Consider the following 15,655-nt stretch of genomic DNA (forward strand, 5'->3'; position numbering starts at 1 on the left):
ACATTGCCGCGACGGTGATCAAGAGCTTGATCCGCTAGCGGCAGCCGCGGCAGATCGCATTTCTTCGGCGGAACGTTCCGCCAGCATACGGGTTTGGCCCGAAACGGTCCCGGTAAAGAACGTGGGTGTGATCCAAGAATTGTCCGACATGGCTGCACTGACGGTGACGGTTACCATCCCGGTGTCGTCACTGAGCGGGTTGGGCGAAACCGTGATGTCGGCGTCATTGACGTCGAAGATAGCGAGTTGGTTTTCCACGGCAGCTTGGACTTCGGCAGTCGTCGCTCCATAAATAATTGCCGTGCGCGCACCTGCATAAGATGCGTCCTCCACCGTGTGCGCGACGATGCTCAGTCTGACAAATTCGATCATCGCAAACAAAATCATCATCAAGACGGTTGCTGCAACGGCAAATTCGACCATGGCCGCCCCGCGTCGTTCCTTAACGCGGCGATCGCTCACACGGCAGTCGCTTGGCCGGCGACTTTTTGTGTGGCCGCCAATCGTTGAACGCCTGATAGTTGAGGGTCGGAACATGATTCGTCAGTGGGTGGGTGGTGTCAAGAAAGAGTGTCGATAGCTGCCGTTTTCTTACTGCGTCAACAGCGAAGGAATGGCTTGGGCGATACTGCGGAACGCGTCTTCAAGCTGCGCGCCCGTGTCGGCATGAAAGTGTCGACCGCCTGTGTCTGCAGCGATTTGTTCCATTAAAATTTGGTCCGCTTCTTGAGAAAAACTCACCGTGTAGATGGGGATCTCAAGCGAAGCGGCTTGTGCAGCGGCCAATAGTGGATCGTCACCGGCAGTCGCGTTTCCATCGCTCATCAATACGATCGCCCGTGTCGCCCAACTGCGGCTATAACCGCTCTTGGTGACCGAGTTAATTCCGAACATGATTCCTTCGTGAATGTTGGTGTATCCGCCTGGGAAGGAATCCGAAAATGCATCCATTTGACTGCGGATCGCAGAATAATTCGAACTCAGATTGACATCGTCGGACGCATTGTCGGAGTAGCTCACCAAGGAGGCTTTCTCCGTACTGGCGGACGAATTCAGTTCGTTCAGGAAGATGTCGACCGCATCGACCAGGTCCAGCCATCGCGAATTGAGAGGGACATCGTCGGGTTCGGAACCGGGGATTTGGGCTTCGGCTGGATCAGCAGGTGATCGCATCGATCCGCTGCGATCGACAACCAATGCAACATCCAAAGTGGATTGAGTATTGGTGGCTGTCAGAGTGGGGCGGATTTCAAAGTTGGAACCCAACACCGCAAAGAATGGAATCGGCGCGTCACCGCCACCGCCGGCAAATGTATTGGTCGTCAACCGAACCGCGTTGCCCTGTCCGGTTGTTGGATTAAAAGAGTACTTTTGGTTGGAGCCGAATTTGTAACTGGATCCAAACTCCAAGTCGCCTGATGACAATGCGATGGTGGTGGTTCCCACGGGGTTAAGGTTGGACATGTTTTGAGCTGCTGCTAAAGCTAAGTCTCGGTCACCTGAGTCGACGTATTCGCGTCCTGCCGCACGAACTGAGGCATCCGCGACAATCTGCATTTTGGTTTTGCAGACTTGAATGTACGAATAGTTGACCGCCATTCCTGCCAGGGCAAAAATGATGGGCAGCATAATCACCACGAAAACCATGGTCGATCCGCGACGGTTTGGAATGGATCGGTTCATAGGAGTGCCTCGATAAAAGGGGGCAAGCGAAAAGGTGGTTAGTTGGCTGGCGAAACGGCAGGCTTATTCAGCTCGCATTACAACGGATTCGGAGAGTTGTTTGCCTTCGTACAGAAAGCCACCGAAGACGGCGTTGTCAGCGCAGTTGACGTCAACCGTGACGGTAAACAGTTCACCCGGCACCATGGATGTTGGATCAGCAGGGTTCATGGCGATGCTGTAGTTTTCGATCCCGCGATCGTCCAACAGCATTTGGCATTGCTGGATAACCAAGTTCTGGTCGGTTCCCGGCAAGATTCCGATACGTGCTCCTTCGTAGGCCGTCACGGCTGCATTTTGCTGAAGATGCAACATCGCGCACGCTTCGATGGTGGCCATCGTGACAATTGCCAGAACCGGCAAGCAAACCGCGAGTTCAACGACGGCGACTGCTCGGCGTTTTCTTCGTTGCAAATTGCGTTTCTGTTGAGCAGCGTGGCGCACGGTTTTTGACCATCGGATTGACGTGGAAAAGAAAGAACTTTTCCAAAGCTAGGTCATGTCCAGGGCTTGGTCGGTGGTTTGCCGCATTGCACCAAGATCCAATTGCATTTTCCGACAGGAGGGTTCCGGAGATGACGAAAATACCGGTGCTCTCCAGTTGGGTGCCGACCCCGCAAGCGTGTGAAGCATGGGCTTCTACAGCATTGGTGGCGGTGGTGGGGGAGGAGGAGGTTCAGACGGCTCGTCGTCATCACCTCCATCACCATCGTCGTCGTCACCATCGTCATCAGAGGGCGGCGGTGGAGGTGGCGGCGGCGGGGGAGGAGGCTCAGGCAAGTTCGCCGACATCTGCGACCCTGATCGTTCGGTCATCAGACGCGCTTTCCCGACCACATCGCCGGATGCAAAATTTGGAATGACAAGTGAGTTGCTCGCGACGGGAAACGTCACCGTGACTTCGACCGATTTGGTGGAATCATCAATGGTGGCCGGATTGATGGAGATTACGGCATCCTTGACACCGATCACGTCCAAATGGTTTTGAGCGTTTAGAATGACTTGTGAAGCTTCCGCACCCGGGACAATTCCGTCACGCGCCGCGATGTAAGCTGCTCGATTGGCAGTGTGTCGGAGCATGGCAACCCGCGAAAGTTCGATGCCGCCAAAGATCAAGAGCACCAAGACAGGGAGCGCCATTGCAAACTCCACTGCTGTGGTTCCGCGTCGTTTTTGAAAAGGTCGTGTCATGCTATCTCTCGGTCTCACGCTGCGTGGCTTGGTGGGGATCTACTTGGTCAGCATCGTCGGAAGGCTACGGGCGATCGATCGGAAGGCTTCTTGGAGCTGAGTCGCTGTGACGGCGTGGTAGTGCTGGCCGCCGCAACGATCGGCAACGTCTTGCATCAAATACTGGTCGGCTTCATCGCTGAACGTAATCGCAAACAAGGTGATTCCAGAATTGGCCACGGAGTAAGCTGCAGACATCGGATGCGTTCCATAGTTGTGAACACCATCGGTCATCAACACGATGACTTTCGAGGCATGCGAACGGCTGTAGGTCGTGTTCAGCAGCGCAGAACGTCCTTGGTACATTCCGCCGCCGATGTTGGTGCCGCCAGCTTCGTAGCTGGACGAGATGTTGATCAGTTTGGTTTTGACGGCGTCGTAGTCCGTCGAAAGCTGAACGGGCGTGTAACTTTCGTGGTCGTAGATCGTCAGTGACAGAAATTCCTGAACCGGGGAATCATTGAGTTCGTTGATAAAGACTTGGGTCGATGCGATCAGGTCCAACCATCGTGCGTTTTGAGGAACAGGATCACCAAAGTCCCAGCCCGGTGGCGCCGACGCGGGAGCCGGCGGGTACTCGGCAACTTCCGATGCGCTGTAGGCCATCGATCCACTGCGGTCGATTACCAAGGCAATGTCGATGACCCCTTGGGTGCTGACGGCTGACTTGGTGGGACCAATTTGAAATGCCGAACCAAAGAACGGAAAAACCGGATCAATGCCCTCGCCCGGAGACGCCAGGGTTCTGGTCGTCAGTCGGACGGCATTTCCCGCTCCCGATGGCGTGAAGGTGTACGGTGTGTTGGCGGATGCTCGATCGCTGATGCCGAATTCAAGATCGCCACTATTGACGGGCAAGACAAAATTGCCGATTGGATTTCGAGCGGCCAGGTCGCGTGCCGCAGCAAGCGAGCTTTGTTCGTCGCCAGTCAAAACGTACTCGCGGCTTGCCGCGCGCACGGCCGCGTCAGCTGCAATTTGAATGTCGGTGCTTGCCGATTCCATGTGTGCGATGTTGATGGCCAGAGCCGACAGCGCGAACAAAGCGGGAAGCAAAACCGCGACCAAAACCATGGTGGCTGCGCGGCGATAACGTGGATGAGTTCGCATAGGGGTTTCTCAGAAAAAAAGGATCAGTCACACGTGCACTTGCGGGGAACTTATTCCGCACGGAGCGTGACCGATCGAGTCAGTGTTTTGTCTGCGAATAGTCCGCCCACTAACGCGTTGTCTTTGAAGTCCGCCGAGATTGTGACGGTGAAATAGTCGCCAGCTTTCAGCGTGCCTGGGTCACTGGGCTCCATTGCGATGCTGAAGCCGTTTACACCTTGGGCATCTAACAGTGATTCGCACTGGTAGCTGACGTTTTCGGCTTCGGCTTGCGGCACGATCCCCACGCGAGCACCTTCGTAAGCAGCCACTTTCAGGTTCTGCTGAACATGAAACATCGTGCACGCATCGGTGGTGGCGACCACGACGATCACCAGGATCGGAATGCAAACGGCAAGTTCAACCACGGCTGCGCCCATGCGAGCGGAACGCCGCGAAGTAGGAGGCTGTGAAGCCGAGTTTCGCAAAGTGCGGCGGTTTTGGTTTCCGTAGGTGAGCATGGGATACCAGTGGGGAGACTCTAAGAGATGGATCACTGGAAACCTATGTCACGATCCTCAGGGTCGCGCGGTTTACGACTGCACGAAACAGTCATTGCCCTCACTTCGGAGGAACTTAGACCGATCATGGTGATTGGAGCAATCGTGACGAACACGTCAATTGTCCACACGCCGCTTTGCTTCACGCACAGAAACGACGAAAGAATGCACTTGCCAGTGATGCCACATACTGGATGTCCGCTGGATTTCCTGCCAGCAAATGATCAGCCTCGCTCAGAGAGGCTAGGCTGACTGACGCTTCGAGTGAGCTGCTAGAATTAATCAGACTCATGATCCGCAACGCGTGGTCGAAACGGACAGTTTTGTCGACTGGCGAATGCAGCAGCAGCACTGGGCAGTTGATCTCGCTGATGCGTTTGGGCAGATCATGATTGCGAAAGTCATCGAGCATCTCGCGCCGAATCGTCCACTCCAAGCCGCCGATTGTCACCTTTCCGAATCCCTCACGCTGAATCGCGGGATTCATGGAAGACAGTAGATCCGCTAAGTGAGTGGTGTCGCTTGGTGCAGCCAAAGATACGACGGCGCGAATTGGTTGCAGACCGTCACTCGAAGCTTGCGACGCGATCGCCAAAGAGGCAGCGCCGCCGAAACTGTGCCCCAGTAAACCGCCGACAGGTCCCAGTTCATCGGTTGCAAAACGAATCGCGGCCGAAAGATCAGCTAGGTTGGTCGAAAAATTGGACTGAGAAAAGTCGCCTTGGCTGCCGCCCAGCCCTGTCATGTCAAACCGCAGCACAGCAATACCGCGATCTGCCAACGCCCGCGCGATGCGAACTGTTGACTTCAGATCTTTGTTGCAAGTAAAGCAGTGGCTGAACACAACCACGGGCCAGTTTTCCACCTCGCCTGACGGTCGATGGTCGACCGGAAGATTGGCAGGGGAATTGGCGGCTGATGAGTTTTCCGGACGATCGATGATGCCGGCGAGCATTGACGAACCATCGCCGCCAAGAAACTTTACGCGATAAGATTTACGTGTCACGGCCAAGAAATCGAGCTACGCATCGGGAGCGTTGATACGTCCAGCCTTGAACGCTTCGGCCATCGCCATTGGCACCTCGGCTTCGGCAAGCACCAGTTGGGATTTGTTCTCAGCGACTTTGGCTTTCATCTTTTGTTCTTCGGCGATCGCTTCGGCCCGACGACGTTCTGCTTTGGCCCGTGCGACTCGTGTGTCGGCTTCCGCTTGATCGCTTTGCAAACGAGCACCAATGTTTTCGCCGACATCAATGTCACCGATGTCAATCGAAACGATCTCAAACGCCGTTTGAGCGTCCAGTCCACGCGAAAGCACGACTCGCGTGATCATGTCAGGATTTTCCAGCACCTTGAAGTGAGTATCGGCCGAACCGATAGAGCTAATGATGGCCTCGCCGACACGAGCAATGATCGTGTCTTCGGTGGCTCCACCGATCAGCTGTTCAATATTGGTTCGGACGGTGACGCGAGCACGCACACGAAGTTCGATCCCGTTTTTTGTGATCGCACTCAGCGTTGTTTTGCCGCTTCTTGCCGGATCGGGACAGTCGATCACTTTGGGATAGACGCTGGTTTGAACAGCGTCCAAAACGTCCCGTCCTGCCAAGTCGATCGCGGACGCTTGATCAAAGTCCAAGGGGATTTCTGCACGGTGGGCTGCGATAATCGCGTGAATCACATTCATCACGTTGCCGCCTGCCAAGTAGTGGGCTTCCAAGCGTGCGGTACTGATTCCGTTTGCGCGGCTGATGTTCAACCCGGCCTGCGCCGACATGACTTTGGCTTGCACAATCACATTTGGATTGACTTTGGTGAAGTGCATTCGGATCAAGCTGACCAAACTAACGTCGGCAACCGACATGTAGGCTTGGAACCAGAGCTTACCGTAGCGAACGAAGAAAAATCCGAGCACCGCAATCAGGAATACGACCAGCAAACCAACGGCCATCGCGATGATGGCAGCAGGACTGGTGGCTTGACCAATCAGACCCAGCGAGATTGAGTCATAACCAATCTGCAAAGGTAAGATGGAAACCGAATCGAATGAGTTTGTGACGGGCAGCATCGCGAAAATCCTTCAGGCAAGCAGACACGAACATGCGACCAAATCGAAGGCTGGCACCAAGCAATCTGGGTGAGCTTGATTCAGGATCGATTTAGAACCCACATGATAGGGGCCCCAAGCTGCCGTGAGAATCACCGGTAAAACTTTGCGACGTGCTTCTAGACCAGTTTGGCAATCGCCTCGGCGACCAAACTGGGATCGTCTTTCTCTTGCAAATGTTTGATTTGAGCCGGTTTCATGCCAGCCTTTTCCAAATGGCCCACAAGGCGTTTCCAGACTTGGACTCGCTTCTTGCCTTCGCTCAAAAATAACTCCGAAACGGCTTCTTGAGCCTTCTGCACGCCAATCGCATCGCGGTTTTGGTAGTAGCTCTTGATGATTTTTTCTTGATGTCGGCTATGGTTGGCCATGATTGACGGTTCACTTAAAAACGAGAGCGAGCGGGAAGCAGATGCGAAAAGCTTGCACGTCTGTCGACGAATTTTTGGGTCTGCCCGAATGTCCATGCGATTGAATCTGATCGAAGTGACAAATTGGGCGGCTTGCACGGATTATCGACCGGGCCGATCGTATTCTATAGTATCGCTTGCCAGCGAACGGAATATGACGAGAGTGTGACTGTGGCAGGCGGACACCCGAGTGCCTGTCACGAAATGCAAAAAATGGCTGATTGCCGGGGGTTGATTCCCTCGCGGGCGGGCATTTTTTTGCTCGCGTGAAACCGACCGAGGCGATTCGGCTGAGGTGGTGAATTGAATCTGATGAAAATGCTCTAGTGAAAGTGCTCAATTGAAAGAGATCGTCGAATGACCGTTTGCCGAGGCGTCCGCGGTGCCACTACCGTCGATGCAAACGACCGCGACCAAATTTTGATGGCGACGCGGCAATTGCTAGCGCTGATGATCCGTCGCAACGACATCGATTCGGTCGACATCGCCAGTGCCACGTTCACCGTCACCAAAGACCTGACCGCCGAGTTTCCGGCGGTCGCCGCCCGACAGCTTGGTTGGTTGGAAGTTCCTTTGCTGTGCGGCTACGAGATTACAGTCGAAAAATCGCTGCCACTGTGCATTCGCGTTCTGCTGCACTGGAACACCGATAAGTTGCAAGCAGAGATCAATCACGTTTACTTGCACGGTGCCGTCAAGTTGCGGCCCGACCTCTCGAAGCTGCCTCCGGTTGATTTCGCTGAATTGGAAGAGTGGATTCACAATCATCTGGCGGAGGAATAGGTCCGATGGCCGGCAAAGTTTCGATTCGATGGCAAACTGATTCGCCGCTCAGCGCGATCCATGCCGCGCATGCTGTCGCGACGGGGGCGGTTTGCAACGATCGAAAAACCGAACAAGCTTTGGCGGGGCCGATCTCGGACATCAACAACCGGCTGCTTTCGGCGTCTTTGGATATCTCAATGTTTTGGCAGCGATTGCTTTCCGAAACGCTTTATCAGTCGCCGCCTGAGCAAGCCTGCTTAATAGCATTGACCGCATCGGGGTGTAGCGAACTCCAGGTCGAACAGATTGCTCGAGTGATCGTCAATCGGCTTGGCGAAAGTCGAATGGCTTTTCAAGGACGGTTTCCTAAATTATCCGACCAGTTGCAGTTGCGTGGTCGTCCGATGCGAGATCAATGGGAAACCTATGGCACGGGTTTGCTGGCCGCGATTGCAAAATTGATTTGGATCGATAGCCCGCCGACCGATTGGTGGCCACGACGCGTCGACGCTTTGCTGGTGCAACCGATGCGTGGCGGAGCGGGAGGCTACGATGCCGAAACAAGCCGCATTTGGATCGAAGCGGTGCTGACGGACGTCGATCCCGCGGTGCCCGAAGTCCTGCGGTTGGCTTACCTGATTACGCAGTTGGCGATCGACACGCACACACTTGAACGCACCACCGACGGAATTACCTCGCTGCCTTGGTCGATCGCAACCATCTCCATCACGCTGGCCGCCGCAGCCGATTTGGGACTGATCAATTCTTCGCAAAACGCCACGGAGACGGCCATGCGTCTTTGGGGCGTGGGGCAAATTGGTGCCGCCAAAGTCGTTGATGAGTGGTGGCGAAATCAAGTGGCCCATCCGGTCGCGATGCCGATGGCGCTCAAGCAACTTGGCAAGCAGTTGCAGCCTCTCAAAGCGCAGCCTTCTGCTGACGTCGGCATCGATCTGACGGATTTTGATTGATCATTTCCAGAGCCACGGCAGCGAACGCCACCACGCGAATGTAGCTTTCAACTCCATGCGATAGCATGAACGAACCCAGTTTCCAACGTGACCAAGCTGCAGTTCCTTACGGTTGGGTTTCATGTGCGTGCCCGTTCGACATGCCGTCCCAATCTCCCGTGGGGCACTCTGCACAGAAAACTGATGCCCCGTTTTTTCCACGTCAACGCGTTGGTTTTCCGTAGGTCATCACTCGCCACACTGATTCCGCCGGACCAAATCGGTGTCGCTGCAGCCAACAGTGTGAAAAAACGATTTGAAAACACCAGATCGCAACCACAATCAGGGCTTGTCCTGACCGTTGAATACTCATGAAGTATCCGAAGCCATGGCCGTAGAAAATGGTGGTGCAAATCAGTGTTTGCATCAGGTAGTTGGTCAGAGCCATTCGGCCCACGGGCGCTAGTAGACGGCCCAGTTTCTGTCCGGTGGCACTCTTCAGAATGAGCCCCCAGAATCCGATGTAGCCCATCGCCATCAGGAGGCTGCCGAAATAGTTGAACTGCGTCCCGAGTAAGATCGAGTACTGCATGTCCCAGTCGTGGCTTTCGTTTTGATGGAGGCCCCAAATGACCAGGGGCAGCCCGACGCCGAAGCCTAGCAGTGTGATGATCGCGTACAGTCGTTTGGAAAGTTTTCCTGTCAGGACGCCCGTTTCCAAAAGCGTCATGCCAATCAACATTAGTGCGGTGACTTGCCAAAACAGAAGCATGGGGATGCCCACGATTTGGAACTCGAACGTCATTCTTGCGCGGTCCAAGAATTGGTTCCACCAAGGGCCGGAGTAGGCTTCGATCTCGGCGTCTACCATTTCTGTACTGGGTTGCCACATCTCCTGCTTCATTGAGATCAGTTCGGATTCCGGCCAGTAGGGCATCGACAAACCTGTGAGAGAAATGATCAAGCTTCCCATTAAGAACAGGCAACCTGCCGTGGCGAGACGCACCCGATTGCGGCAACGCCAGAACGGGTACAGCACGGCGCCGCACAGGGCGTATGTCACCAGAATGTCGCCGGACCAAAAAAAATAGGCGTGAATCAGCCCGAACACCAAAAGACCAAGTAGCCGCCGATAGTGGACGCCAGCAGGACTGCGCCCGGTCGCTTCACATCGCTGTGCCATCAGCAAGATTCCTGCGCCAAACAGAATCGAAAACTGAGACATGAATTTTGCATCGAAGAATACATGTCCGATGTACCAGACGACGTAGTTCAGCCCAGTCATCTGAGCGGCTAGTTCCGGCGTTGCGACAGGATTCAGGTAGGCAGCCCCGATCATCGAAAAAGCCTGGATGTTCATCACCAGAATGCCTAGCAATGCAAAACCGCGGACCGCATCAAGCGTCAGCAATCGATCCGCGGGACCGTGGGGCGGGTTTGTCGATTGGGGGGGATGCAACGTTCGGATCGCGATATGGCTGAGGTTGGAATTGCGAGGGCAGGTTCGTAGGACCGAAGCGGACTGGGAGGGGGGCGCTTAAAAATTTCTCGGCGCGCACCCGCTAACTCGCTCGGCGCCCTAAAATGAGACAGACAGCCGAATTGTTCCTTAAATAACGGCCTGTACCCTATCTCGATTTTAGACACAGCTTATCTCCTATGGTCACCTACTTGACGGTCCAATCAGGTCCGGAGAAGGGAAAACACTTTCCGCTCGACCCAGAACGTCCGATGCACATCGGTCGTGGGTCGACGTGCGAAATCATGCTTTCGGATCCGATCAGCTCTCGGTTCCATGCCGTCGTGTATTTCGAGGACGGCAATTGGCATTTACGTGACACCAGCAGCAGTAATGGGACATTCGTCAACGGGCAGAAGGCACAGCACGCACGCATGCTGGATCAGGCAGTGTTGCGAATCGGTAGCACGGAATTGCGATTGATCGAACCGGAGGTAGATCCCGACAGTGATGACGAGTCAAACCGAACGGTCATTCAAGGTGTTGCAGCGGACCGCGAACCCGATCAAGACCTGGATCCGCTGGGGCATCTTTCAGACACGGGGCACTTGTTGGATCTCTATTCGCTAAGCCTCAGTTTGTTGCGTTCGGATGATGCCAATGACGTGAGCGAGAGTGTGCTGCGGCTTTTGCTAGATCGTTCGGGCGCCGACGCCGTGGGGCTATCGTTTGACTCAGGCGATGGGCGGTACAAGCCGCATCAAGTGGTTCCGGCTGATTTAGTCAAAGCGGTCAAACTTAGCCGCTCGCTCATCAGGCGAGTGGTCGGCAAAGGGGAAGCCATTTGGACAGGAGACCGAACCAGGCAAGACGATAGCGATTCGGATTTGGCCAATAGTGAACACTGGTCCGACGCGATCTATGTGCCGTTGGACAGTGGAGAAAACAATCTAGGCGTTTTGCATTTGTATCGACGCGAGCCATCATTCAATGAAGCAGACTTCGAACTGGCGGTTGCTGCGGGGCGACTGTTGGCGGTCGCTCTGTCGCGAGCTCTCAAGTCAGATTCATTGAAAGTAGAAAGCAAACGCATCGCTCAGCGCAATGCCGACACGGACGAATTGATTGGCTCAAGCGCGACGATGGCCAAACTGAAAGAAAAAATCGCCCGGGTCGGTCAAGCGAGCGGAAGTGTTCTGGTCCGTGGCGAAAGCGGTTCGGGCAAAGAACTTGTTGCCCGCGCGGTGTATCGGCAAAGCAATCGCGCGATGCGGCCCATGCTGACAGTCAACTGCGCAGCCATCCCGCAAAGCTTGATCGAAAGCCAACTGTTTGGGCACAAGAAGGGATCGTTCACAGGTGCCGACAGCGATCACATCGGCTGGTTTCAACAGGCACATACTGGCACGTTATTTCTGGACGAAATCGGCGAGCTGACTCTGGAAGGACAAGCGAAGCTGCTCCGAATTCTCGAAGGCCACCCGTTTCTGCCCGTCGGGGCGACCGAAGAAGTCTTGGTGGATGTACGAGTCATCGCGGCAACCAACCGGGATCTCGCAGAGTTTGTGCGCGAGAAAAAATTTCGTGAGGATCTCTTTTACCGACTAAGCGTGTTTGAATTAGTCGTGCCGCCGCTTCGTGAGCGGGGCGATGATATCGAATTGTTGGTTCAGCACTTCCTGCATCATTTCCGTGTTCAGCACGGGCGCGGATCGTTGGGGCTGTCCGACGACACGCTCCAACGCTTGCTCGACTACGCTTGGCCGGGCAATGTTCGTCAGCTGCGCAATGTGATCGACAGCGCCGTCGTCATGGCAGACGATCCCGAAATAATGCCGGAGGATCTGGGACTACGTGATGCCGGTCTCAGTCGACTCGATACGCTGCGGATTGACGAATGGGAGAAACGCCTGATCGACAAAGCGCTCCGGCGTACTTCGGGGAGCGTCCATGATGCCGCCAAGCTATTGGGCATCAGTCGTGCGACCGCCTATCGCAAAATTTCCGAGTACGATATTCAGCGTTAGCCAGTCTTGAGCGATTGCCAGTCTTCCGCGATACACCGTCATGTTCCGCGATTCACACCAGTTCGCTGCTGACTGCAGTTGTTGGCAATCGTAATGCCTTGCTGCGGCGGACTTGGTAAACTGCCTGGCACTTCTAGTGATGTTTCTCTTTTACTCTATGTGACTTGATCCTTGATGCAAAAAATTACACTCACGCTAGCGATTCTTGCGGTCAGTTACGCCGCGAATCTGTCCGCTGCGGACAAACCCAACGTCATTGTGATCATGGCCGACGACTTGGGTTACGGCGACATTAGCTGCTACGGTGCAACCGAATTGTCGACGCCCAACATTGATGCGTTGGCAGAACGCGGGCTTCGGTTCACGCAAGGCTACTGCAGCGCGTCAACGTGTACGCCGACGCGGTTTTCGTTTCTCACTGGCAAGTATGCTTTTCGCCAACCGGGCGCCGGCATCGCTCCGCCCAATGCGACAGCGCTGATCCAACCGGGGACCGACACGATCGCGTCGCTATTGAAAGGTGCCGGATACAAAACCGCTGTGGTCGGCAAATGGCACCTGGGCATCGGCGGTGGCGACGCGCCGGATTGGAATGGCGAATTGAATCCCGGACCGTTGGAGATCGGGTTTGACTATTGCTACCTGTTGCCAACGACCAACGACCGCGTGCCTAGTGTGTATGTGGAGAATCATCGCGTCGTGAATCTTGATCCTGCGGACCCACTTTGGGTGGGACGCAAGAAACCCACTCCCGATCATCCGACGGGCACAGACCCCGATGTGCGAGCCAAGTTGAAGATGGATTGGAGTCACGGGCACAACAACACCGTCCACAATGGTATCGGACGAATTGGCTATTACACGGGCGGTCACAAGGCGCGTTGGCGAGACGAAGATTTGGCTGACAAATGGGTAGAGAAATCTGTCGAGTGGATCGAAAAGAACAAGGATGATCCTTTCTTTTTGTTTTTCGCGTCGCACGATTTGCATGTGCCTCGAATGCCGCACGAGCGTTTTCAAGGTATGACAAAACTGGGTTTCCGTGGCGATTCGATTATTCAACTGGATTGGTGCGTCGGTGAACTGACGAAAACACTCGATCGACTGAAATTGACCGACAACACGTTGATCGTTTTTTGCAGTGACAATGGCCCCGTGCTGGACGACGGTTATCAAGACGGCGCGATTACTAAATTGGGCGACCATAAACCGGCGGGCATTTACCGCGGAGGAAAATACAGCATCTACGAAGGCGGCACGCGAACACCTTTCATCACCACCTGGCCTGGGAAAATCAAACCCGGGACGTCAGACAAAATCGTGTGCACCGTCGATTTGCCCGCCAGCATGGCGTCAATGGTTGGCCAGTCACTACCTGAGGACGCTTGCCCGGATAGTTTCGATGTCTTGCCAGCGTTGCTGGGTAAGTCGGACGCCAAGGGACGCGATCACCTATTGCAACAACCCAACAAGGGGCCGACGTTGGCACTTCGGGTTGGCGATTGGAAGGTTCTTTCCTACGAAAAGACTGCACCGCACAAGAAACTGACATACGAAAAAGGCGAAGGGAAATACGAACTCTATCACTTGGTTGATGATCCAAGCGAAAAGAACAACTTGGCCAGAGCCAATCCCGAAAAGTTGCAGGCCATGTTGGCAAGGCTGGAAGAAATCAAAGCGGATGGCCGCAGCCGTCCGTAGTGAACTTTAAGCGAGAATCACAATAGGCTCTCTGCAAGGAGAGCCTTGCGGGGTTTCTATTGACAAGTCAGCCAGAGCTTTTTCACCGCGACTTCGGGACGCAGTTGGTAGATGACAGGTAGTTTGGTGTCGGCGGGCATGTCGTCTTTGTCCAGTCTTTGTGCTTCGATCCTGAATGCACCTTGGAAAGGTTTGTCATTCTTGCAAACCAATTTCAGCTTCGCTGACTTCGCCTTCGCGTCCACGGTGACTTCGTCGCATTGAATCCCGTCGGGCAGGTCTGCCGCTGAAAAGCGGATCTTGGAATCAAAGCCGCGGTCACGATTTACCGCGATGTCGATCTCCAGTGGCTTGTCTTTTTCGACCACGAAATGATCAGCCGCCACCGACAAGTTTGCACTTGGCGATGATTCGGCAAGGAGCAACTGGTAAGCGTGGCGCGGCCCCCAATTGTCGACAAGGTCACGAAGTTCAACGATGAGTTCTCCGTCGGACTTTGCGGTGTACTCCAAGACCGAATCGTACTGGCCGCGTGTCTGGTCGTCGTTGATGGCAAGCTGCTTGTCGGTTTCAGGATCGATCAGTTTTAGTTCTGAATCAAGCAAGAAACCCGCAGCCTTGGACCAAGATTCGATGCGGTATTTTCTGCCCTTTTTGGCACTGAATCGGAATCGGTCAACTTGTCCCTTGGCTGTGATATGTCCCATCGCGACGGCAGGCAATTGCTTTGCAGTGTCGCCAGAGCTGATTCTGTGCGCGTCATCGGGAACAAGGTTCGGTAACCACGACCATCCCAGTGCATTGCTTGCGGCAGCCGACGCAGGAGAAAGCTCTGTGGCGGGATAGACTTGTAGCTTTGACTCCTCTGACAAATTTGATCCGAAGCCACTTGGTTGATCATCGTCGTCAATCAAAACGTGATCTAGAAAAGGGCCCGTCGTGACGTCGATGGTGTAAACAAACGCGGCCGAACCGGCAAAGCCAACGGTGCCGGTGGGGACTTCTGGAAACGCGAACAGCCGCAGCAGTAGGTCTTGGTTTGATTTAACACGGTGAATGATCTGCGGGTCCAGTCCACGGACATCTTCACTTTGCCGGATCACGTTGCCATCCGCATCGGTCAACTGCAGGACCCCGTCCATGGGAGAACGAAGCGTTTGATGCGCTGTGAGAGAAGCAACCAGTTGCTGACCTGCCTTAAGGGAAATCGCAAAGGTGTCGATCTCGCCACCTTTATGAAGTTTGCCAGTGACCGTCGTTGGCAACGTCAGTTTTGTCGCTTCATGATTCTGATTGTTGGGTTCGACTTCGTTGGTGATCGACCCTTGGCCAATCAAGATCGGGACAAGATTGCTGGCAGATGTTTTATCGTGAAATCGAACCCAGGCGACTCCGGGGACGGAATTGGCGTCCACTGCCACTTTGAATTTGCCGGCCTCTTTCTCGGCGGTCAACTTGACTTCCTGGCGGTCGCACGAGTACGCCGACGGCCAATCGGGGAACTTACCTTCGGCGACGACGATCGTTTCGGTGCCCGACGCAACCACGGGGGGATAAAACCGATCTAGCTTGATTTGTGCCTGCGCGTCGTTGAACCAGCACAAGGTTGCAAGAACAGTAAGAAGGCTGGTCGCA

Annotated in this window: 15 protein-coding genes; 4 read left to right on the forward strand and 11 right to left on the reverse strand. The window is 54.6% G+C overall.

All coding sequences use genetic code 11. The annotated features are described in order from the left end of the window. Positions 1-18 precede the first annotated feature (18 nt). From K239x_RS05695 to K239x_RS05735, 9 genes are all read right to left on the reverse strand, one after another. On the reverse strand, positions 19-462 hold the full coding sequence (locus tag K239x_RS05695; RefSeq protein ID WP_419189716.1) for a TadE/TadG family type IV pilus assembly protein: 444 nt from the start codon (positions 460-462) through the stop codon (positions 19-21). A 129-nt stretch (positions 463-591) separates the two neighbouring features. Then, positions 592-1,683 (reverse strand): vWA domain-containing protein, encoded by a 1,092-nt coding sequence (locus K239x_RS05700; protein WP_145416797.1) that lies wholly within the window; start codon positions 1,681-1,683, stop codon positions 592-594. Between the two features lie 63 nt (positions 1,684-1,746). Continuing rightward, positions 1,747-2,136: a TadE family protein gene (locus K239x_RS05705; RefSeq protein WP_419189717.1), complete on the reverse strand. Its 390-nt coding sequence runs from the start codon at positions 2,134-2,136 to the stop codon at positions 1,747-1,749. A 225-nt stretch (positions 2,137-2,361) separates the two neighbouring features. Beyond that, positions 2,362-2,913, reverse strand: coding sequence for a TadE/TadG family type IV pilus assembly protein (locus tag K239x_RS05710; RefSeq protein WP_145416801.1), 552 nt, complete (start codon positions 2,911-2,913; stop codon positions 2,362-2,364). Positions 2,914-2,952: 39 nt separating this feature from the next. Continuing rightward, entirely contained in the window at positions 2,953-4,062 is a 1,110-nt protein-coding gene (locus tag K239x_RS05715) for a vWA domain-containing protein (RefSeq protein WP_419189718.1), read from the reverse strand. A 50-nt stretch (positions 4,063-4,112) separates the two neighbouring features. After that, the gene (locus K239x_RS05720) at positions 4,113-4,598 is read right to left on the reverse strand and encodes a TadE/TadG family type IV pilus assembly protein (protein WP_419189719.1); all 486 of its coding nucleotides are present in this window, start codon (positions 4,596-4,598) and stop codon (positions 4,113-4,115) included. Positions 4,599-4,743: 145 nt separating this feature from the next. Further along, positions 4,744-5,607: an alpha/beta hydrolase family protein gene (locus K239x_RS05725; RefSeq protein ID WP_419189720.1), complete on the reverse strand. Its 864-nt coding sequence runs from the start codon at positions 5,605-5,607 to the stop codon at positions 4,744-4,746. A 15-nt stretch (positions 5,608-5,622) separates the two neighbouring features. Next, positions 5,623-6,552 (reverse strand): flotillin-like protein FloA, encoded by a 930-nt coding sequence (gene floA / locus K239x_RS05730; protein WP_145422201.1) that lies wholly within the window; start codon positions 6,550-6,552, stop codon positions 5,623-5,625. Between the two features lie 275 nt (positions 6,553-6,827). Then, complete coding sequence (locus K239x_RS05735) at positions 6,828-7,079, reverse strand: hypothetical protein (RefSeq protein WP_145416803.1); 252 nt, start codon at positions 7,077-7,079, stop codon at positions 6,828-6,830. A gap of 396 nt (positions 7,080-7,475) precedes the next feature. Here K239x_RS05735 and aroH point away from each other — a divergent pair, with 396 nt between their 5' ends. After that, positions 7,476-7,901, forward strand: a complete 426-nt coding sequence (gene aroH / locus K239x_RS05740; RefSeq protein WP_145416805.1) for a chorismate mutase — start codon at positions 7,476-7,478, stop codon at positions 7,899-7,901. 5 nt (positions 7,902-7,906) lie between these two features. After that, entirely contained in the window at positions 7,907-8,854 is a 948-nt protein-coding gene (locus tag K239x_RS05745; RefSeq protein WP_145416807.1) for a hypothetical protein, read from the forward strand. A gap of 202 nt (positions 8,855-9,056) precedes the next feature. Here the strand turns inward: K239x_RS05745 and K239x_RS05750 are convergent, their stop codons facing one another. Beyond that, the gene (locus K239x_RS05750; RefSeq protein ID WP_145416809.1) at positions 9,057-10,292 is read right to left on the reverse strand and encodes a DUF418 domain-containing protein; all 1,236 of its coding nucleotides are present in this window, start codon (positions 10,290-10,292) and stop codon (positions 9,057-9,059) included. Between the two features lie 200 nt (positions 10,293-10,492). On the opposite strand from K239x_RS05750, the gene K239x_RS05755 reads away from it, so the two are divergent. Next, a complete protein-coding gene (locus K239x_RS05755) occupies positions 10,493-12,319 on the forward strand; it encodes a sigma 54-interacting transcriptional regulator (protein WP_145416811.1) in 1,827 nt (608 codons plus the stop codon). A 174-nt stretch (positions 12,320-12,493) separates the two neighbouring features. Further along, on the forward strand, positions 12,494-14,020 hold the full coding sequence (locus tag K239x_RS05760) for a sulfatase family protein (RefSeq protein ID WP_145416813.1): 1,527 nt from the start codon (positions 12,494-12,496) through the stop codon (positions 14,018-14,020). 56 nt (positions 14,021-14,076) lie between these two features. On the opposite strand, the gene K239x_RS05765 is transcribed toward K239x_RS05760, so the two are convergent. Then, positions 14,077-15,624: a serine protease gene (locus tag K239x_RS05765; protein WP_145416815.1), complete on the reverse strand. Its 1,548-nt coding sequence runs from the start codon at positions 15,622-15,624 to the stop codon at positions 14,077-14,079. Positions 15,625-15,655 lie beyond the last annotated feature (31 nt).

This window comes from Stieleria marina (assembly GCA_007741555.1).
In the GTDB taxonomy this organism is placed as follows: Bacteria; Planctomycetota; Planctomycetia; order Pirellulales; family Pirellulaceae; genus K23-9.